Source organism: Cyanobium gracile UHCC 0281, assembly GCF_034931305.1.
Classification (GTDB): Bacteria; Cyanobacteriota; Cyanobacteriia; order PCC-6307; family Cyanobiaceae; genus Cyanobium; species Cyanobium gracile_A.
Window position 1 is genome coordinate 1 of the sequence record NZ_JAYGHY010000016.1, and the last position, 20978, is coordinate 20978.

A 20978-nucleotide genomic window follows, 5' to 3' on the forward strand; every position below is an offset into this window, starting at 1 on the left:
ATGGACGCCTGGGTGCACCGCGCCTGCGGCTGGAGACGGGCCAGGCGTCCCAGCGGCTCCTGGGGCCCTGGCAGGCGGCGTTGGTGTGGCGGGACCGGCTGCTGCGGCTGGAGCGCTTCGAGGCCGACCGCCTCAAGGCCACCGCCCAGCTGCCCCTGTCCTTCCAGGCGGGCAAGGGTCTGGTGGCCGGTCCGCTGCTGGCCCGCGTCGATGTCCAGGACTACCCCCTGGCCCGCCTCAACCCGCTGCTCGGCACCACCCTGCAAGGGCAGCTGGATGTCGCGGGCCGCATCGCCGGGCCCCTGGCGGAACTGCGTCCCGACCTGCAGCTGCGTCTGCAGCAGCCCGGGGCGGGTCCCCTGCTGCTGCGGGAAACCTGGAGCGGCAGCCTCAAGGACCGATCCCTGGATCTGACGGCGGTGGCGCCGACGTCGCAGGGACGGATCACGGCCCTGCTCGACCGTCGCTGGCAACCGGTGCGGGCCGCCATCGATCGGGCCGGCGGCCTGCTGACCCTCGACGGCCGGCCGGCGGGCTACCGCTGGGTGGCGCGCTCCTTCCCGCTGCGGGGCCTGTCGGTGGCCACCGGACCCAACCGCCGCCTGCGCCCCCTGCAGGGGGACCTCAGCGGCCGTGGCCGTCTGGGGCTGCAGCCACTCAGTTTCGACGGTCGCGTGGAGCTGCTCTCGCCCCAGTTCCTGGGGGTGGGGGGACGTCGCATCCAGGCCGATGTGGCCTACGACGACCGCCAGTACCGGGTGAAGGGCCAGATCGAGCCCCTGGGTGAGGGCCGCATCGCCGCCACGGTCTCCGGGCGCTGGAACGGTCCGTTCCGGGCCCGCTTCGAGGCCAGCCAGCTCTCCACCCTGCTGTTCCGCCAGCTCAACGACGCCTGGCCGATCTGGCGTGGGGCGCCGGCACCGCAGCGCGGCCGGGCCAGCGACCTGGGCAGCCTGGTGATCGACACCATGGCCGGCACGGTCACGGACCAGCTGCTGGCCCTGGCCCAGGCGGAGGAGCGGGTCGCGGCCCGGGTGCAGGCGGCCAGCCGGGCCAGCCGGGCGGACCGGCTCGAGCGCCTGCAGGCCCGGATCGATGCCGATCTGCTGCTCAGCGGCCCTGACTTCGCCCGCACCCGGGCCGACCTCAAAGCCACCGGTCACCTCTGGTACAACCAGGGCGACAGGGCCCAGGCCCTGGCCGGCAAGCCGTTCGAGGTGCGGCTGGAGGGGCCCCTCACTGGTGGCAGCGGCAGCTTCAGCCTCGCCGACCTGCCCCTCTCCCTGCTGGCCCTGCTCACGCCCTTGCCGGAGAACCTGCGCGGCAGCCTGGCCGCCCGGGGCCGGTACCGGCTGGGCGGTGCCCGCCCCCAGCTCAGCCTCGATCTGGCCTTGGTCGATGGCCGCCTCGGCGACGAGGCCCTGGCGCTGGAACGGGGACGGGTGGAACTGAAGGCCGAAGGAATCGGTCTGGATCTGGCCCTGCGGGCCGAGGGGGCCTCCCGCAGCGTCGACCTGGCGGGCACCATCCCGCTGGTGGCGTCCCAGCAGGGACTCGAACTGCGCCTCGCCACCCGGGGCGATGGTCTGCGCTTCCTCACCCGGCTGGGGGGGCAGGCCTTCGCGTGGCAGGAGGGCGGCGCCGATCTGCAGCTGCTGGTGCGCGGCAGCCTCGACGATCCGATCGCCAACGGCTTCCTGCGCTTGCGGGAGCTCAGCTTCCGTTTCATCGGCCAGGAGGTGCGCGAGGTGGAAGCCACGATCCTGTTCGACTTCGAACAGCTGGTGGTGCAGGAGTTCCGCGCCCGGGTGGGGCCGAAGGGGGTGGTCGGTGGCGAGGGTCGCCTGGGGCTGTTCCGACCCCTGGCTCAGGACAAGACCCTGGTGATGAAGCTGGACCAGGTGCCCTTCAAGGTGCCGCGCCTGGCGGCGGTGGGGGATGGGCAGCTGCACCTGAGCGGCAGCCTGGTGGCCCCCGTGCTGGGCGGCGACGTGGCGATCAGCCGCGGCACGATCAACGTCCAGCCCGGACAGCTGGCGGCCAGCGCGCCGGTGTCCGACCAACCGGTGCAGCCGCGCACCATGCCCGAGCTGTTGGAGTCGAAGTGGAACTTCGACCAGCCCCTGGTGCTGCTCGGTCCCGATGTCGAGTCGACCACCGCCGAAGCCCTGCGCGCCTCGGTGCCCCGCTTCCCCTACCTGGCCTTCGAGGACATGACCCTGCGGCTGGGTCCGGATCTGCGGGTGGTGATCCCCAACATCGCCAACTTCACCACGGCCGGCCGGCTGCGGATCAATGGCCGCCTGGATCCCTCCCTGCGGGCTTCCGGGGTGGTGCGGCTGCTGGGGGGACGGCTGAACCTGTTCACCACCAGCTTCAGCCTCGATCCCGATGCCCCCAACGTGGCGATCTTCACCCCCTCCCTCGGGCTGGTGCCCTACCTCGACATCGCCCTGCGCACCCGCATTTCCGACAGCCTGAATGTGCTGGCGCCGGCCGGGGTGGGGGAGACGGGCCCCTCGGTGCAGAACGCCCCCAACCAGGCCGGTCTCTCGGCCCTCAACCAGCTCAACCTGATCCTGGTTGTTGTCTCGGTGAGCGGGCCGGCCGACCGCATCGCCGAGAACCTCAAGCTGCGCAGCAGCCCGCCCCTCCCGCAGGAGCGGCTCGTGGCCCTGATCGGCGGCAACTCCCTGGCGGGTCTGAGCGGCGGCGGGGCCGGAGCGGCCCTGGCCACGGTGGTCGGCCAGACCCTGCTGTCGCCGCTGCTGTCTTCGCTCAGCGATGCCTTGGGCCAGCGGGTGAGCCTGGCCCTCTACCCCACCTACGTGAACCAGTCGATCGACACCCAGCAGGAACGCACCAGCCGGCGGGTGCCGCCCCAGCTGGTGCTGGGGGCGGAAGTCGGCGTGGATATCACCAACCGCTTCAGCATGTCGGTGCTGGCGGCTCCGAACCGCTCCGATGTGCCCCCCCAGGTGACGCTCACCTACAAGGCCTCCGACACCTTCAATCTGCAGACCTCGGTCGACACGGAAGGGGCCTGGCAGTCGCTGCTGCAGGTGTTCCTGCGCTTCTGAGGCCGGCGGCCCCCCGCTGTTTATGGTGCGCCAATGGCGTCGTCCCCCGCACGACCTCCTGGTGAGGCCCAGCTGATCGGCATCGATCTGGGGGGCACGGCGATCAAGCTGGCCCGCTGCGACCCGCAGGGCACCCTGCTTGCCGAGGCCGAGGTGCCCACCCCCCAGCCGGCGATGCCGGGGGCGGTGTGCGTGGCCCTGGCTGAGGCCGTCGAGGCCATCGACCCCGATCACCTCGCATCCCGAGTGGGCATCGGTCTGCCGGGGCCCTGCGACGCGGCCGGCCGGGTGGCGCGGATCTCGATCAACCTGCCGCTCTGGCGGGACGTGCCCCTGGCCGCCTGGCTGGAAGCCGAGCTGGGGCGGCGGGTGATCCTGGGAAACGATGCCAACGGCGCCCTGCTCGGCGAGGCCTGGAAGGGGGCGGCCCGGGGCGTCGACAACGTGCTGCTGCTCACCCTCGGCACCGGCGTGGGCGGGGCAGTGCTGCTCGGCGGCCAGCTGTTCACCGGCCACGGCGGCGCGGCGGCCGAACCCGGCCTGATCGGCGTCGATCCCGATGGCCCCGAATGCCGCAGCGGCAACCGGGGCTCCCTGGAGCAGTTCTGCAGCATCGGCGGCCTCGCCCGCCTCAGCCCGCTCGATCCAATGGAGCTCTGCCGCCGCGCCGATGCCGGCGATAGCGAAGCCCTGGCGGCGTGGCAGGCCTATGGACGCTGGCTCGGGGTGGGGCTGAGTTCGTTGCTGTATGTGCTCACCCCCGAGCTGGTGCTGATCGGCGGCGGACTCAGTGGGGCGAGTCACCACTTCCTGCCGGCGGTCTGGCGGGAGGTGGAGCAGCGGGTGCTGGCCGTGAGCCGGGAGGGTCTGGAGATCCGCCGCTGCGCCCTGGGCAACGGCGCCGGTCGGCTGGGGGCGGTGCGGCTGGCGCTGGATCGCTTGGGAGACTAGAAGCCATGAGCCAGACCATCACCCCGCCCACCAGCGTCGTTCCGGAGCCCGACCCCCAGCTGCTGCAGCGGGCCGCGGCGGTGCGACGGGCCGCCATGGCCCTGGGCCAGTGCAGCGACGCCGAACGCCGCGCCGCTGTTGAGGCGATGGCCGACGCCCTGGACGCCGCCAGCGCCGAGATCCTGGAGGCCAATCGGGCCGACCTGGCCGCCGCGGCCGCCGAGGGGCTGGCGCCGGCCCTGGTGGCCCGCCTCAAGCTGGATGGCGCCAAGCTGGCGGGCGCCATCACCGGCGTGCGCCAGGTGGCGGCCCTGGCCGATCCGGTGGGCCGGCGCCAGCTGCACACCGAACTCGATCAGGGACTGGTGCTGGAGCGGCTGAGTGTGCCCCTGGGGGTGCTGGGGGTGATCTTCGAGGCGCGGCCCGATGCGGTGATGCAGATCGCCTCGCTGGCGATCCGCTCCGGCAACGGCGCCCTGCTCAAGGGGGGACGGGAGGCCAGCTGCAGCTGCGCAGCGATCGTGGCGGCCCTGCAGCGGGGTCTGGAGGGCAGCGCCGTGCCCCCCGGGGCCCTGGAGCTGCTCACCAGCCGCCAGGAGAGCCTGGGGCTGCTGCGGCTGGATGGCCTGGTGGACCTGATCATCCCCCGGGGGTCGAACGCCCTGGTGCGCTTCATCCAGGACAACACCCGCATTCCCGTGCTGGGCCATGCCGACGGCATCTGCCATCTGGTTGTGGATCGGGCCGCCGACCTGGCCCTGGCGCTGCGCATCGCCCTCGACAGCAAGACCCAGTACCCGGCGGCCTGCAACGCCATCGAGACCCTCCTGGTGCACCAGGCCATCGCGCCGGCCTTCCTGGCGGCGGCCCTGCCCGCTTTTGCGGCGGCAGGTGTGGAGCTGCGGGGCGATGCCGCCGCCTGCGCCCTGGGGGTGGAGCAGGTGGCCGGGCCCGGCGCCTGGGACACGGAGTATTCGGATCTGATCCTCAATGTGAAGGTGGTGGAGGATCTGGAGGCGGCCCTGGAGCACATCCGCCGCCATGGATCGCGCCACACCGACGCGATCGCCACCACCGATCCGGCGTCCGCCGACCGCTTCCTGCGGGCGGTGGACAGCGCCGGGGTGTTCCTCAACTGCTCCACCCGCTTCGCCGACGGCAACCGTTACGGCTTCGGCGCCGAGGTGGGCATCAGCACCCAGACCCTGCCGCCGCGGGGGCCGGTGGGGCTTGAGGGGCTGGTCACCTACCGCTACCGCCTGCGCGGCGAGGGCCACATCGCCGCCGACTACGCCGACGGAACGCGGAGCTTCAGCCACCGCCCCCTGCCCCTGTGAACGAGGCGATCCATGTCCGCGGCCTGCGGGTGTGGGCCCATGTGGGGGTGTACGAGCAGGAACGTCTGCATGGGCAGTGGTTCGAGATCGCCTTCTCCCTGGGGGCGGATCTGGCCGCCACGGCCCGCAGCGACGACCTCAGCCAGGGCTACGACTACGGCCGCGGCATCGCCGTGCTGCAGGCGCAGGCCCGCACCATCCGCTGCCAGACCCTGGAGCACTACAGCGAGCGGATCCTCGATCGACTGGAGGAGTGCTACGGGCCGATCCCTCTGGCGGTGGAGCTGAGCAAGTGCCGCGTGCCGGTGCCAGGCTTCAACGGCAGCGTGGCGGTGAGCCGGCGGCGGCGGTGGGGGTGAGGGGGGATTGGCTTTTTCATCAGCAATTCCCCTACGTTGGCTTCTCTCTCCTGGAATAGAGCACCGTGAGCCGTTCAGCAAGCGGTTGGCGTAGCCCTGCGGAAGCATGGCTGGTTGCTGGTGTTCTGGCGTTTTGCGCACCGGCTGGCGCGGCGGAAATGGCACGCCGTGATCACTCACATCAGTCCCCCAATGAGTTCCAGGTGTCTGGGAAAAATGTTGCTCAGATGGGTATTGACTCACAAGAACTCTCCCAGGTCGAGGCCTGGGTCATGAAGGCGGAAGAACTGAAGGCTAGAAGAGACTATGGGCAAGCAATTCCATTAATGAAGAAAATTCTTGCTTGGCGAGAGAAAACGTTGGGCGCGGAGCACCCCGGCACAGTTTTAACCCTCAACGACTTGGGTATTCTTTATATAAATCAAGAAGACTATCAAGAGGCTGAGCTTTTTTTGAAGCGCGCGCTAGCGATTCGTGAGAAGACGCTTCATCCTGAGCATCTTCATACAGCTCTCAGCCTGTATAACCTAGGGTTCGTTTACAATAAGCAGAGCCTCTACGTACAAGCTGAGCCGCTTTACAGGCGAGCACTGGCGATTCGGGAGAAGGCGCTAGGGCATGAGCATCCCGATGCGGTTCTAACTCTAAATGACCTGGGTATTCTTTATGCAAATCAGGGAGACTATGGAAAGGCGGAGCCTCTTTTAAAACGCGCGCTAGCGATTCGAGAGAAGACGCTTCATCCTGAACATCTTCATACGGCTCTCAGTCTTGACAACCTGGCTTTCGTTTACAATAAGCAGAGCCTCTACGTACAAGCCGAGCCGCTTTACAGGCGAGCACTTGCTATCCGGGAGAAATCTCTGGGTCCTAAGCATCCTGATTTAGCAAACAGCCTTAACAAGCTTGGAGATTTCTATGTTCGCCAGCTCCGCTATCAGGAGGCTGAGCCACTTTACATGCGCGCACTTACTATTCAAGAGATATCAACCGACTCCAATCCCCGCCAAATGGGACTTGGATTAGCAAAGCTGGCGCTGCTCTACGAGCGTCAAGGCCGCCACGCTGAGGCCGAATCCCTTTTTAGACGATCGCTGGCCATTGCGGAGAAGTCGCAGGGTCATGATCAACGACTCATAGCCATCAGCCTCAGCAACTTGGCGTCGGTGTTGGCAAGTCAAGGTCGCTATGGGGAGGCAGAACCGCTTTACCAGAGGTCGTTGGCGATCCGAGAGAAAACGCTTGGTGCAGAGCACATTGATACGTCAAAGTCTCTTAACAACTTGGCGTCGCTTTATGTAAAGCAGGGTCGCAATGCGGAGGCGGCACCGCTATTTCGTCGTGCGCTTTCAATCAACGAGAAAGTGCTTGGCACTGAGCATGCCGATACAGGAACCATCCTCAGCAATCTTGCGTACCTGAACAACGAACAAGATCGATTTGGGGAAGTGGAGCCTCTCTTGAAAAGAGCTTTAGCCATCCAGGAGAAGAGTCTGGTCGCTGAACACCCGGACATCGCCCGAAACCTCAATAACCTGGGGACATTCTATTTTGGTCAGGGCCGTTACGGAGAAGCCGAGCCCTTAATTAGACGGGCACTGGCGATTCGAGAGAAGATGCTGGGCCCTGACCATCCCGACACGGCCACCAGCCTCAACAACCTGGCTTCTCTTTACCGGAAGCAAAGTCGATTCATCGATGCTGAGCCGCTGTACAAGCGAGCATTGGTGATTCTTGAGAACAGGTTGGGCGGAGAGCATCCTTCTACAGCCACGATCATCGACAGCCTGGCCCTGCTTCACCTAAACCAGAAGGATTACCCCTCAGCCCGTGCGCTGCTGAGCCGCGTGTCGCGGACGCAGGCGAACTGGCTGGTACGCGAGCTGCCGCTGCAGCCGCGCGAGCTGCGGGGGGGGCTGCTGGCGGAGCAGAGCGATGCGCCGGCGACGATCTATGCGCTGCTGGATCAGGACCCCGGTGCCAGGGAGCTGGCGCTGCAGACGCGGCTGAACCGCCAGGGGCTGCTGGCGGAGATCGAGCAGCGGCAACAGCGGCTGGCGGCTAGCGGGCCCCAGACGCGTGAACTGGCGGATCGGATCGGTGCGATCGATCGCCAGCTGGCCTCGGTGAGCCTGCCGGCGGATCGGCGGCCGGAGCTGCAGAAGCAGCGTCTGCAACTGGAGGGTGATCTGTACCGGTCGCTGCCGAACCTGCGGATCGAGGCGGTGAGCACAGCGCAGGTGGCGGCGGCGCTGCCGAGGAAGGGTGCGCTGGTGGAGTTCCAGAGGTACCGGCCCTGGCAGGTGGCTGCCGGTGGGAAGGGATCGTGGGGGCCGCCGCGGTACGTGGCGCTGGTGCTGCAGGCCGATGGCCGCAGCGTGTCGGTGCCGCTGGGTGAGGCGGCGGGGATTGATGCGGCGGTGGCCAAGGCCCATGGGGCGACAGCGAAGAACGAGGTGGATCCGGCGCCGCTGTGGGCGGAGGTGAGCCGGCTGGTGCTGGATCCGCTGCAAGCGCAGCTGGGGGGAGTGGAGGATCTGTTCCTGTCGCCGGATGGGGAACTGCACCGGATTCCGTTTGCGGTGCTGCCGGCGGGGAAGGATCGGCAGCGGCTGCTGAGTGAGGCGGTGCGGCTGCGGGTGGTGACGACGGGGCGTGATCTGGTGCGGTTGCAGCAGCCGCCTAAGGCGGGTGGGTCGCCTGTGGTGATGGCGAACCCGGCCTATGGGGTCGCCGCTGGCACTGCCGGTGCCGGAGCGGGAGGAACGCAAGGCGGCCAGCAGCGCTCAAGCGCGCTGCGTGGGGGCCTGACGTGGGACCCGCTGCCGGCGACGAAGGCGGAGGCGACGCAGGTGGCGACCCTGCTGGGAGCGGGTGCCCCGATCGTGGCGGAGCAGGCCACCGCGGCGCGGGCGCTGCAGCAGAAAGGACCGCTGATTTTCCACATCGCAACCCATGGCTTCTTCTTCCCCGCCCCGGAGCCCGAGGAGCGCAAAGGTGAAGGGGCCGCGCGTGGGTTGGGGGTGGCGGAGGACCCGCTGCTGCGCAGCGGGCTGGTGCTGAGCGGAGCGAACGCACCGGAGCGGAACCCAGCCGATGACGGTTATCTGACGGCTGCGGAGGCGACGGGGATGGACCTGGAGGGGACGGAACTGGTGGTGCTGTCGGCGTGCGAGACGGGTCTGGGTGATGTGCGCAGCGGCGAGGGAGTGTATGGGCTGCAGCGGGCGTTCACGGTGGCGGGTAGCCGGGCGACGCTGCTGAGCTTGTGGAAGGTGGATGACGCGGCGACGGCGGCGTTCATGGCGGCGTATTACGGGCGTCTGCGGCAGGGAGAAGGGAGGGCTGAAGCGCTGACGGCGACACAGGCGGACTTCCGTCGCCATGCGGATCCGCTGTACCGGGATGCGTATGTGTGGGGAGCGTTCCAGTTGACGGGGGACTGGCGTCCGATTGAGCGTCTGGGCTCTGGAAAGGGGAGGAAGTAAGCGTGGTCGGTTGCGGTCATAGTGGGAAGCGGATGATGCGGGTTCTCAGTGTTGGCTTCCCTGGCAATGCGTGAACGAACGGTCGCAGGGGGGATCGCTGCGCTGGCACTGGCGGCCTGGTGTCTTGATATCCCCCCCTTTGCCACCAGTGCCCACGCGGCCGATCTCGCCACGGACGTGCAGCGCACCGCTCAGCAGCTGCGCCTGAGCTGGAGCGCCGACCCCGCCACCGCCCCCCTGCCCTTTCCCAGCATCGAACTGCTGCCGGCCGGCGTCGGACTCCAGACCGCCTGTGGTGGCACGGCTCAGGTGGAGGTCCCTGGACGCGTCAGCGCCTGGTGCCCAGGCAGCAATCGTGTGGTTCTGGATCGCTCCCTGCTGGCGTTGCGTGTCAAGACGCACGGCGACAGGGCCCTGGCCTACTGGATCGGCACGGCGCTTGCCGAAAGCGTCCTCAGCCGCCAAAGCAGCGCTTCGGCGCTATCCCCTGCTGCTGCCAATCTCCAGGCCAACTGTGTGGCGGGCGTGTTGATCGCTGCGGTTCCTGGAAGGAAGCCCCCGAGCCAGGAGGAGAAACCCCTGGGCCCCGCATTGGTGGCCTATGGAGCCTCCCAGACGGCCCGCATGGGAACCCGACCCCAGCGGGCCTATGCGTTGCTCACCGGTTTTGGTGCCACGGGCGCCTCCTGCTCGGATGGCGACATGACGGCGCTGGCCAACGGGACTGTTCCCGATCCCGCCACCTTGGCCCAGCTGGAGCAGATCAGGGATGAGCGCGCCAGCAGCAGCCTGATGGCGGTGATCGGCAGTCGTTGCCGTCCCCGTGCCAACGCACCATGCCCTCGGAGAATCGGTGCCTTCAACGTAGCCTCCCCAGGCATTCCGAAGCCCTCCACCAAGTCACGATGAGCTGATGCCGGTGCCTTCAGAGGGATTACCCAGAGCAGGGGCCAGCAAGGGATTCTTGCGATTGCGGCGTTGGATGCGGTCGGAGCAGACCCACGATTGGATCCGTTCCGGTGGCATTGTGGTGGCCTCTCTGTGGGGGATTTATACCTTTTATTGGCAGAGCGTCCTGGTTCCGTCCTGGGCCCCGGCCCACATCAACCTCGGCATCTCCCTGACACCGGGCGAGGGGCGTGGCAGCAGCCCAGGCAGCCGGGAGATGACGCTGAAGCTGACGGCCACCAACCCCAGCAGCCGCAAGATCTATCTGCTCGCCAATGCCTGGCAGCTGTCGGCGATTGATCGACGCCAGGGCCTACAGCCAGCCTTTCTTGAAGATGCCAACGGTGTCCTGCTCGGAAAGGCTCTGCTCCAATCAGAGAAGTACATCATTGACGACCAATATGCAACACTGGCGGCCGGGCGGATGTTCGATGACGACATGATCCACCCAGGAGAAACGATCGAGCGATCGATTCTTGTGCGTATCCCTGATACGTACTCGGCGGCGGAAGTCAGCCTGGTCGTCCCTGTGCTGACCCGACCTCCCGATCGCCACCTCCTCGGCGGCAAGCGCATGATGTGGCAGTTGAACAGCAATGAAGATATGGTGCCGATCCTTTGCCGGGTTGTCCCCCAGCCCGACACATCGTTTCTTGAATCAGACATCTCATGCGACAAGCCAGAGGAGCTCTCCTCCAAGGAGCTTGATCAGCGATTGCGCAAATTTGACTCGCTGATGCGGGTCTTTTCCGATAGCGATCAGATCAATCTTTCCAAACCCTAGGAACCCGACTTCCCGCAAGTCCGTTCTCCTTGCCGTTCAGTTTTAATCGGCGGGGCTTCCGCGCTTGTGCTGCTGCTTACCCAGCGCTGGATCACTGGTGAGGTCTGGTCAGGCCGAACGTCCGGAGGGGTTCGCCCAAGGCGATGGCCCCCAAGATCCTTAAAACATGAAATCACACCGTATTACAGCTTTAGGCGTATCTGCGCTTATACGTATAGAGGCATTAGCATGAATGACGCTGCTACGAATGGGTCCAATGGGTTCGCCTTATCACGCAGGCCACTGGAGGTTGCGTACGGTTTCCTCGAAGACGCTCCTCGGTGCCCTGGCGACGGCAGTCCTGTTGACGCAAGGCGAAGCCCATGCCCTCGATTGGGCCTGGACCTTCACGGCGGATCCTGGCTCTAGCCCTTCCGGTGGGCCGGTGTCAGGAACCCTGCTCAACCTGCCGGCCGGCAATGGCGTCAGCGGGGCAGGCACGACAGCTGTTGTGGTGTCGACCCCGGGCGGTGAATTGGTCAACCAGCCCTTTGCCTATATCGCCGGATTCTTCGATAGCACTTCCACTGACGTTTACGCCGATGCCTACTACCAAGTCAGTGTTGGTGGCACGGATTATGATCTATTTTTACGGTCATACTTTACGTTGTTGTATGGCGGTAGCGCATTTTACATCGACTTCGGCTTTCCCAGTTCATTATCTTTCTCTCCACTAATCATTCCTCCTGTACCTCCTATACCCCCCGCAGGTATCGTCCCAGGAACACCCTTTTTCATCAGCGATCCCAGCGTTTCCACCACCTTCGCCGGCGGAACGCTCACGATCAACATCCCCGGAACCTTTGCGCAGAACTGGACCCTCGGCCCCCAGGCCACCAATGCCATCGATTTGGCTGGCAACACGGCTGAGCTGACCGGAATCTTCTCTGGTGCCGGTGGCCCGATCAGTCTCATCAACAGCGGCAGCGGTGGCTACCTGTCCCTTTCGGGTGTCAGCAACTTCACGGGGCCAACAACGGTCTTCGGTGGCGCGAACCTTCGCGTGCTGGGCTCCATCGCCTCCTCTTCAGGCCTGACGGTCCAGTCCGGCGGCATCGTTGGCGGTACGGGATTTCTGCCCTCAAGCACCATCCAACCAGGTGGCATCATTGCGCCAGGCAACTCGATTGGATCCATTTCCGTTGCCAATCTGGCTCTCAACGGTGGCACGATTCAAGCGGAACTTCAGGGTCCCCAGAACGACAGGATCAACGTCGCCGGCAACGTCAGCAACTTCACAGGGATTGCGGATCTAACGGCGTTTGGCGGCGGCGGACCCTGGCCCGGTTATTCCTATGTGATTGTTGACGCCCCCAACAGCACCGGCTTCGCCACCCCCACCAGCCTGAGCCTCAATTCAACGGGGATCACCAGCGCCCTGCTGCGTACCGGCACCGTTCTGGTCCAGGAGGCCGATGGCAACCCCCGGACCTTTGATGTCCAGTGGCGGCCGACCAATGGCTTCGGCCCCACCACCTCGGCGATGCAATCCCTCGGCCGGGGTGGCGTGAACCAGGTGGCCACAGCCGGTGTGTTTGACCGCGTGTTCCAGTCGCTGGCCTTTGCGGGTGCCAACAATGCCAACGCCGTGGGCTTCCCGATCGGCTTCACGGGCTTCACCACCGGCCAGGCGTTGGCTGCAGGAATCTCCCCTGATTTCCTCCTGGCCACCTCCCAATTGCTGGCGCTCCCCTCCGCTGGCCAGCTCACCGCAGCGATTGATTCGCTCTCACCCGAGCCCTACGCCGCGTTTCAGAGCGTTGGCCTGGAGACGTTGAAGCGCCAGAGAGACCTTCTGCTCAATCAGGCGGGACACTGCTCCTCCACCGGTTGGGTGATCAATCCTGCGAAAGGTGAGCAGGGATCCAAGTCCCACAAACCTTTCTGTGTCTTTGGCCAAGCTGCCAACGCCACCAGCAGTATCAGGGGATCCGGTGGTCTCTCGTCCTATGACTCCGGCATCTTCTCCAGTTTCTATGGCCTTGAGTATCAGCCCTCGGCCAAGTGGACCGTTGGGGCGGCTTACGGCTACGGAACCGCCTAACTCACCAACCTGTCCCTGACCAGCGCCATCGTCACATCCAAGGTCAACAGTGCCTCCCTGTATGGCGTGTACAAGCCTTCCAGCCAATGGAGCGTCCGTGGCCTGGTGGGGTATGCGAACTTCAACTCCACCGGCAGTCGCAACCTCGCGTTCGTTGGCGGCGGCTCTCCGGCCCAAGCCTCGCCGTCTGGAAGTGGCTACACGGTGGCCCTGAATGCGGATTATCTCGTCCATCTCTCCAAGCCAACGGCCAGCACCCAGGTCTTCCTCAAGCCCTTTGTCGGTGTGGCCTGGGGCGGCTATCAGCAGAGTGCCTTCACAGAGAGTGGAGCAGGGGGGCTGAATCTCACTGTTCAAGGCAAGTCGGCCAACAGTCTGGTGGGCACCCTCGGCTTTGAACTGGCCTCCAGCCCGATTCCCCTCAACAAAGCCAACACCGTGTCCATCACCCCGAGGTTGGCCGTTGCCTACCAAGTGGATGCGCTTGCCAATGATTCCGGGGTGCGTTCGGTGACGTCGTCACTCGATTCGGCGCCAGCTTCGGGAAGCTTCCAGACCCAGGGCGAGAATCGTGGCGTCAACACGTTGGCTGTGGAAGGAGGTGTTGATCTCAAGGTTTCCAGCACAACGTCGCTGTATGCCAACCTCGGCTACGAAGCCTTCTCCAATGGTTCCCAGTTCACCTACGGCGGTGGCGTGAAAGTGAGGTTCTAGTCCTTATCGTCAGGGGCAGCTCACGATTCCATGGCCGGCCTGCTTCCACGTCTGGAAACAGCGGTTCTGAGCATCCAGGACCAGGGGGCGGTAGAGGTCGTTGCGCTGGCCAGTGACCAGCTGCTGTTGATTGATCCAGGTGCCAGGCGCCGGCACCACCGTGCGGTGGCGCACCGCATCAGCTCCGGCAGCCGCCGTGAGCGTGGGTGTGACCACCACCGGCTCAGGGCCGTAGATCCCTGCTGCGGTACCGCTGCCAACCCGCCTGCCGCCACTGATGACCCAGAACTGTCCCAACTTGGCGGCTAGATAGGGATGCAAATCGGCTCGGCCCGTCGGGGGATCACTCACCGCATAGAGGCGTGGATCGATCTCCACCTTGAGCGGGGAAGGTTCACCAGCTGGAGCGGCCAGCATGTCAGCACGCAGGGTTTGGTAGAGGCCGACCAGCTCTGGGACAGCAAGGTCCCCAATCGTGGCCAGCCCAACGCGGCCCAGCGGGGTGGCCACCACAAGGGGGGCGTCACCGGGGCTGGCCCAGGCCATTTCTGAATTGCTGAGGTGGGTGGCGCGATAACGGCCAAGGATTGTGCCGCCAGGACCAGCCAGGGCCACGGTGTGGAACACCTTCGAGCCTTCACGCTCGGGGTAACTGCCCACCAGATAGCCATGTCCGGTTTTGGCGCGGTTGGCAAGGAGTTGCTCGAAGGCTCCCCCGCGACGTTCGGCCCGGCTTCTGATCCCATCGGCACCGAGTCCAGCTGGCAGCCCCGAGAGCTCGGGGAGCACCATCAGCTCATTGGCCCGGGGCTGGCTGCTGCCCAGTTGGGATGAACGTCCTAGCCACTGTGCTGCGGCCAACTGCACAGGCCGATTCCCCATCGTTGCGGTGGAATCAACGGGCGCGCGCCGTAGTGCCAGCAACGGGTTGTAGAGAGCGGGTCGACGAGCCGCCAATCGCCTCTGGCGAACCGCATCAGCCTCGGCGGGGACGATGGTGGTCGCGATCCATCCGTTGAGCCCGGGTGGAAGTGTCTCGGGAGGGACCACGGGCGCCTGGACAAGCTTGCGCCCGTGTGGCGACCAGATGCTGGAGCCACCGTTGTAAAACAACTGACTGCCGGTGATCGGGTTGCGCTCAATGCCGCTGCGGGTGGCACCAACCACGAAGACGCCGTTGAGCGCACTCATGTGTTGAACGCTGGCCACCGTGGAGTGGTTCAGGCGAGCCTTCGCCGGCGGGGTGCCTGGCATGACACGATCAGAAACCGAGTGCCATCCAATGATCTGAGCCCCCCTCAGGCCTGCCAACCGGTCGTATTGCCAGTAGGTATCGTCATAGCAAATGATCAGGGCAATGCGCCCGATCGGTGTGTCAAAGACCCCGACATCCGTGTCACCTGGCCCGAACAGTTGCACGTCCTGGGCATTGAGTCCATTCTTGCGATACTTGCCGATGATTCCCTCAGGGCCCATCAAAACAGCGGTGTTGTAAAAGATGCCCGTAATGGCGTCCTTCTCGGCAATGCCCACGCTCATGATCAGCCCGGTGCGCTTGAGCACCGGCAACAAGGCCGCTGTAGCACGTCCCGGAATGGTGTCCACATAGGGCGCCAATTGTGCGGGTTCGCTAAAGTCGTAACCACTGATTGCCGTTTCAGGAAACACCGCATAGTCCACGCCCTGGGCGGCCACGCGCTCAGCGGCTTGCGTGAGACGCCGAATATTGCCCTCAAGATCACCCCATGCGGGGATGAAGTCGACGGCGGCCACCTTCACCGCTCGTCTGCCCTCTTGCGCTGTGCTAGGTAGCATCAGGGCCATGCTCAAAAGGCCTTGAAACGCAAGACTGAGCGAGCTGCACGCAAGCCGCTTGAGAGAACACATGCGCAGCCGTGGCCTGGCCTTGCTAATCCGACTTCTGATCAGAATGGCTGCCATCATTGTCACTCCTTTGATTTGATTCTAATTCGGACACCGGAAACGTCAGTCTTATGACATTATTCTCTATCCTCTTCTTGCTGGGATTGGCATTGATCAGGGCAGCCATGGCCGATCGCGCGCCCCAGGCGGTCACGCCCTGCCGCGATCCCCATGCGGCGTCTTATCCATTTCTTTGCCTGAAGCTCGATGGATCTGCACTGTTGTGTCCGTCACGACACCTTGTCGTTGACAATGCAGCGGCTTTCATCTACCTTTTAATCGAGAAGGATGAACTAGATTGATGACTCCGACGTTTGCTGAAAATGAAGGGCGACGCAAAGATCGGCGCGGTTCGCTAAGACAGGTTCTGCCTTCGGGAGTTCCCGCCAGTATCCATTTGTCCTCGGGTCATTCGGGCTGCGTAACATTAGGTGACATCAGCAGGGCCGGAGCTCGCATTGTCCGTCGCGGATTAATGGAAGTAAAGATCAACGATCAAGTCTTCCTCAATGTCAGCGACTATGCACTCTTCCGAAATGTCTATCTGTCTGCTTGCGTGAAATGGATGACGACCATGAATCATAAGATTCACATGGGTCTTGCCTTCACGGAGGGCCCAGTGCTACCAGGAACCATCCTGGATCAGTACTTTGACAGAGCTCTTTTGGCGCCTGGATCTTTGGACGTCTGAGGTGCAATCCATCGATTGATTCGGTTGCACGCCGGCCTCCTTCATTTAACAGCGCAGCGATGCGGATCCGCTCTTGGGCAGGTGGCTCCTGTCTTTTGTTCCACACACCTGCCAACCCCATGCAGGGCATTCGTGACTGCGTTCTGCTGTTGCCATCGTCCAAGGCTGTGTTCCCGGCAATCGTGGTCCCAACACGTGTTTTGTCTCCAGGCCGCTCACCTGGCTGCCGTTTAAGCCTCTGCACCAGCACCCGTAGCAGACCCTTCTCAGGGTCTGGCCTTCTGTCACTGGAGCGGTTGTCGCCAGATCATGGCCTAAGGTGTGGTGAGCGGGGCGTGGCGCAGCTTGGTAGCGCGGGTGCTTTGGGAGCACTAGGTCGCAGGTTCGAATCCTGTCGCCCCGATTGGGTTTTCAGGGATTGGCCAAAGCCGCTGGTTGAAAAACCATTGATAACTTGCACTCCCTGGACCGTTGATAAAGGCCAAAAGGCCATGTCCTGCTGAAGCGGCATGGGCAGGGGTGACGCCAGACGCAAATCACTTGGTGTGGGCTTCCCTTGGAACGGACTCCCCCCGAGGCTGTCATGCCCAAGGACGCCACTGCTGGCGCAGGCAACGGATGGAAGGCTTCATGCAACGGGTAAAGGCCCGGCAGGAGCGTCCTCGGAGGGCACCCTCCAGCAGCTGTTTCTTCCACTGGTCCCCAATGAGAAGGGCGCCCCGTATCAGGCGCCCTTGGGCCGGTTGCAGGGCTTGGGCTCGCGCTGCCCTGGTCGAGGCCTCTACCCACTTGATAGGCGTTCCTTCCGGTGGCGTCAGTACGGTTGACCGCACTCCATCGACATGGCTCAGGCAAGGCGCCAAAAGAACATCCCGCAACTGCGACTGCGGGATGTTCAACGGAAACCGTTGCGTGATGAGAGATGCTCCAGGCTTGACCTCATCGGCTAATTTGCCCCGCCTGGGTTATTCAGCCCAGGATTCGCACATCAAGGCGATAGAAGTAGCGTATGTCTCGCTCGTCCACTTTGTTTGGCAACCGTGCGGTGCCACGTTGGGCACGTTTCCAATAACATCACCTCCGTCTGCGCTGCCGGGCGACTTACCCGGCTTGCTCTTGAGGAGAGAACTCTTGGGGGGGGTGCCTCCCCTCAAGTTCAATGTACGCCGATTGAAAGGTGTTGGGGGCTCTCGGATGGTTCTCTTTCCGTACCTGTGGCATGGCACTGATCACCATTGAGGGCTGCAGGGCGTCCAGCCCGCCTTGCGCTTCTCGCCCCAAAGCTTCAGGGCATCAGCCCGGCTCAGCTCCCGGCGTGATTTCAGCAACGGGATCTCCTGATCAGGTGACGTGACCCCCTCTATCGGTCCAGGGCTTATGAGAGTGGTTGGGTGTGGTCATGCGGCAGCTCCCTGTTGAGCTGCCTCCAGGGGCGTACGCCCCTGGAGGGCCGAATGCGGCCTGAGGGTGTTGTACTCCCAGCGCCAGCGATCGGCCAGGATCTGCGCCTCTGGGGCTGTGGTGAACAGCTCGGTGTTGAGGAACTCATCCCGGAAGCGGCCGTTGAACGACTCGGCAAAGCCGTTCTCCCACGGGGAACCTGGCTCGATGTAGGCCGTGCTGGTGGTGCCGCTGGTCTCGCACCAGTCCCGTAGGGCCTGGGCAATGAACTCTGGGCCGTTGTCTGATCGGATGTACGCCGGGGCTGGGTAGAGGCTGGTGAGCTCCTCCAGAACCGCCACCACATGCAGCGTCTGCCCACCCGGATGGCCAGACAGAGGCGGCTGTGCTCGTCGATCACGTTCAGGAACTTGAGTCTGCGGCCATCGGCGGTGGCGTCAAACTGGAAGTCCATGGCCCACACCTGGTGGGGATGCTCGGCCCGGTGACGCCTCACTGACCCGTCGGCGGGCCGGGCCCGCTTGCGCTTCCTGGGAGTGGGGCGCTGAAGCCCCTCCTCCCGCCAGAGCCGTTGCACCCGCTTGTGGTTCACCGTCCAGCACTCGCGCCGCAGGAGGCGGTAGGCCATCCGGCGGCCCCAGCGGATGTGATCGGCGGCAATCTCGCGGAGGCGATGCCTGAGCTTGGCCTCCTCCAAGTCGACGACCTTGCCGCTGTGGCGCTGAGTGCTGCGGTGCTGACCCACCACTCGGCAGGCCAGGCGTTCAGAGGCCCGGTAACGCTCCTGCAGGACCACAACGGCCCTGCGCCTGCGTTCCGGGCTCAGAAGTTTCCCTCGGCAAGGTCCTTGAGCATGGCCTTCTCCAGCTCCGCCTCTGCCAGCAACTTCTTGAGACGGGCGTTCTCCTTCTCCAGCTGGGTCAGGCGCCGGGCCTCCTCGGCCTGCATGCCGCCGTACTGCTGGCGCCAGCGGTGGTAGGTCGGCTGCGTCACCTCGATGACGCGGCAGACGTCGGCGACGGTCTTGCCCTGGGCGATCAGCTGCTCGGCGGTCTTGAGCTTGCGGATGATCTGCTCCGCGGTGTGCCTGGTGCGTTTCATGGTGAAGTCCCCGGCCCAGTCTGGCCGGCTGAGGACTCTCATTCACCATGGACCAGTTTCCGGGGTCCATGTCAAACGCGCTGTGTGCTCGGCTGAGGCCTGGTGCCTCCAGCACGCTTTCCCTCCGTAGCGGCTGCTGCAGGCCGAGGAGATGGCCGCCAGGGGCGTCGCAGCGTCATTGCCTGGCTGCCAGCCTTGGGGCCAACCAGGACGACGTCGCGTGCCCCTCGATCCCGCCATCCTTCGGCCCGTCCCCTCGACGCCAGCGATGGCTGGCGTGCTCGAGACCCTCGCCTTCCTTCGCGATCCTGATTTCGCCCGCTCACGTTTCGAGCGCTACGGGGACGTTTACGAAACCAGCCTTCTGGGCCAGCGCACCGTGTTCATCCGCGGCGAGCAGGCGATCGCCGACCTGTTCGCCCAGGGCGACGCCATCCAGGGCTGGTGGCCCGACAGTGTGAGGCAGTTGCTCGGGCCGCTGTCCCTGGCCAACCGCAACGGCGTCGACCACAAGGCCCGACGTCGCGTGGTGGGCCAGCTGTTCGCTTCTGCTGCTCTGAGGCGTTACAGCCCGGAGATCGTCGCGCTGGTGGAGGCGCTTAACCAGGAGCTGCTGGCGGCGCCAGCGCCCGTTGCCCTCGTACCACGGTTACGGCGCTTTGCCTTCAGCGTCATCGCCACCACGGTGCTGGGCCTCGATGGTGGCGATCGTGACGCCCTGTTCGAGGATTTCGAAACCTGGTGCCAGGGCCTGTTCTCCCTCCCTTTCGCGCTGCCCGGCACTCCTTTCGCCCGCGCCCTTCAGGCCCGCAAGCGCCTGTTGCTGCGCCTCGGCTGTGTGCTCCATAAGGCCCAGGCCGCTGCGGCCTCGGGAGCCCCCCTCGCCGCTGGCGGCCTTGATCTGCTGGCCGGCGGCCTGGATGAAGCCGGCCTCCCCCTGGCCGACGATGACGTGGCGGAGCAGCTCTTGCTGCTGCTGTTCGCCGGCTACGAAACCACCGCCTCTTCGCTGAGTTGCCTGCTGCTCACCCTGCTCCAGCACCCCGCCGAACTGGCCTGGCTGCTGGCGGAGCTCGACGGCCTGTCCTGGCCACCTGCCGAGGGGGAAGCGGTGAGCGCCTACGACGCCCTGCGGGCCCCTCGGCTGGAGGCCGTGGTGAAGGAGGTGATGCGGCTGACCCCGCCTGTGGGGGGCTTCTTTCGCCGCACCCTGGAGCCCATCGCCCTGGCCGGTGTGCTGGTGCCGGCCGAGCGGGTGGTGCAGGTGAGCATCACCGCCAGCCAGCGCCACGGCGCTGACCCTGCGGAGCTGGCCGCCTTTCGGCCCCAGCGGCATCTCGAGCCAGACACGAACGTGTTCCTGTTGCCCTATGGCGGCGGTGAGCGCGTCTGCCTGGGCAAGGCGCTGGCGGAGCTGGACATCCGGCTGCTGGCGGTGGGGCTGCTCAAGCAGCTGAGCTTTGCGTTGGAGCCGGATCAGGACCTGACACTCATGGTCATTCCCAGCCCTTCCCCGAAGGATGGCCTGCTGGTGCGCCTACGCCCCAGGACCGCCCAGGACCCCTGACGAGCGCGGACGCCGTTCCCCTTGATGGCTTGGCTGTCGGCTTTGCATGGCCTGAGGACGCGCTGATCCTGTTCAGGCTGCGCCAAGGGGTGGATCCGGGTCTCTCAGTCCCCAAGCTTCTTGTCCAGCCATTGTGTCGCCACATAGACACCGATAAACATCGGTAGATAGGCGATCCACATGTTGGGAAGATTCAGCTCCGAGTTGTTGATCAGAACAAGACCCAGATAGCTGATGAGGCCATAGATGACTGCTCTTCGTAGTGGTCCAGCGATCTGTTTCACATCAGATGGGCGGGGGCTTCATCGTATTCCGGATTCGGTTCTGGGTGGCCTGCGCCATCAATAGGATTGTCCGGGGTCGTAGTTGAACGGGACCGTCTCCCACTTCCAGTACTTCGACGCATCACCGGCATAGCCGCTGTCTCTGGAGTGTCTGACTGTAAATCCGTTTCGCCTGATATACCATCGTTCCGTCCCTCCGGTGGCGCCGCTGAAGACAACGATGGCGACCTGAGGGCAAGCTTTGCCGATCTTCCGGCTGGCCGTTGC

14 protein-coding genes, 1 tRNA gene and 1 pseudogene are annotated in these 20978 nt (G+C 64.8%); 12 read left to right on the forward strand and 4 right to left on the reverse strand.

Annotated elements, in window-relative coordinates:
- The 9 genes from VB739_RS06860 to VB739_RS06900 all read left to right on the forward strand — a co-directional run.
- Window positions 1–3080: translocation/assembly module TamB domain-containing protein (locus VB739_RS06860; RefSeq protein ID WP_323356355.1), on the forward strand; the 3080-nt coding region annotated here is incomplete at its 5' end.
- A gap of 33 nt (window positions 3081–3113) precedes the next feature.
- The gene (locus VB739_RS06865; RefSeq protein ID WP_323356356.1) at window positions 3114–4031 is read left to right on the forward strand and encodes an ROK family protein; all 918 of its coding nucleotides are present in this window, start codon (window positions 3114–3116) and stop codon (window positions 4029–4031) included.
- Window positions 4032–4036: 5 nt separating this feature from the next.
- Window positions 4037–5368 carry a glutamate-5-semialdehyde dehydrogenase gene (locus VB739_RS06870; protein WP_323356357.1) on the forward strand — a complete coding sequence of 444 codons (1332 nt, stop codon included), beginning with the start codon at window positions 4037–4039 and terminating at the stop codon, window positions 5366–5368.
- Window positions 5365–5727: a dihydroneopterin aldolase gene (locus tag VB739_RS06875; protein ID WP_323356358.1), complete on the forward strand. Its 363-nt coding sequence runs from the start codon at window positions 5365–5367 to the stop codon at window positions 5725–5727. The genes VB739_RS06870 and VB739_RS06875 overlap by 4 nt, the downstream gene beginning before the upstream one ends.
- A gap of 65 nt (window positions 5728–5792) precedes the next feature.
- The gene (locus VB739_RS06880) at window positions 5793–9215 is read left to right on the forward strand and encodes a CHAT domain-containing tetratricopeptide repeat protein (RefSeq protein WP_323356359.1); all 3423 of its coding nucleotides are present in this window, start codon (window positions 5793–5795) and stop codon (window positions 9213–9215) included.
- Window positions 9216–9266: 51 nt separating this feature from the next.
- The gene (locus VB739_RS06885; RefSeq protein WP_323356360.1) at window positions 9267–10124 is read left to right on the forward strand and encodes a hypothetical protein; all 858 of its coding nucleotides are present in this window, start codon (window positions 9267–9269) and stop codon (window positions 10122–10124) included.
- A gap of 118 nt (window positions 10125–10242) precedes the next feature.
- Window positions 10243–10947 (forward strand): hypothetical protein, encoded by a 705-nt coding sequence (locus tag VB739_RS06890; protein ID WP_323356361.1) that lies wholly within the window; start codon window positions 10243–10245, stop codon window positions 10945–10947.
- A gap of 343 nt (window positions 10948–11290) precedes the next feature.
- Window positions 11291–13030 carry a hypothetical protein gene (locus tag VB739_RS06895; protein WP_323356362.1) on the forward strand — a complete coding sequence of 580 codons (1740 nt, stop codon included), beginning with the start codon at window positions 11291–11293 and terminating at the stop codon, window positions 13028–13030.
- Window positions 13031–13057: 27 nt separating this feature from the next.
- A complete protein-coding gene (locus VB739_RS06900; protein WP_323356394.1) occupies window positions 13058–13744 on the forward strand; it encodes an autotransporter outer membrane beta-barrel domain-containing protein in 687 nt (228 codons plus the stop codon).
- Between the two features lie 9 nt (window positions 13745–13753).
- Here VB739_RS06900 and VB739_RS06905 read toward each other — a convergent pair whose 3' ends face one another.
- Window positions 13754–15517: a carbon-nitrogen hydrolase family protein gene (locus VB739_RS06905; RefSeq protein ID WP_323356363.1), complete on the reverse strand. Its 1764-nt coding sequence runs from the start codon at window positions 15515–15517 to the stop codon at window positions 13754–13756.
- Window positions 15518–15968: 451 nt separating this feature from the next.
- Here VB739_RS06905 and VB739_RS16675 point away from each other — a divergent pair, with 451 nt between their 5' ends.
- Together VB739_RS16675 and VB739_RS06910 are read left to right on the forward strand one after the other, a co-directional pair.
- Window positions 15969–16358: a PilZ domain-containing protein gene (locus tag VB739_RS16675; RefSeq protein WP_416233308.1), complete on the forward strand. Its 390-nt coding sequence runs from the start codon at window positions 15969–15971 to the stop codon at window positions 16356–16358.
- Between the two features lie 329 nt (window positions 16359–16687).
- Window positions 16688–16761, forward strand: a tRNA-Pro gene (locus tag VB739_RS06910).
- Between the two features lie 826 nt (window positions 16762–17587).
- Here VB739_RS06910 and VB739_RS06915 read toward each other — a convergent pair.
- Together VB739_RS06915 and VB739_RS06920 are read right to left on the reverse strand one after the other, a co-directional pair.
- Window positions 17588–17686: a DUF1651 domain-containing protein gene (locus tag VB739_RS06915; protein WP_416233309.1), complete on the reverse strand. Its 99-nt coding sequence runs from the start codon at window positions 17684–17686 to the stop codon at window positions 17588–17590.
- Between the two features lie 69 nt (window positions 17687–17755).
- A pseudogene (locus tag VB739_RS06920) lies at window positions 17756–18860 on the reverse strand (IS3 family transposase).
- Window positions 18861–19128: 268 nt separating this feature from the next.
- Here VB739_RS06920 and VB739_RS06925 point away from each other — a divergent pair.
- A complete protein-coding gene (locus VB739_RS06925) occupies window positions 19129–20427 on the forward strand; it encodes a cytochrome P450 (protein ID WP_323356364.1) in 1299 nt (432 codons plus the stop codon).
- A 104-nt stretch (window positions 20428–20531) separates the two neighbouring features.
- Here VB739_RS06925 and VB739_RS06930 read toward each other — a convergent pair whose 3' ends face one another.
- Complete coding sequence (locus tag VB739_RS06930; RefSeq protein ID WP_323356365.1) at window positions 20532–20711, reverse strand: hypothetical protein; 180 nt, start codon at window positions 20709–20711, stop codon at window positions 20532–20534.
- Between the last annotated feature and the right edge of the window lie 267 nt (window positions 20712–20978).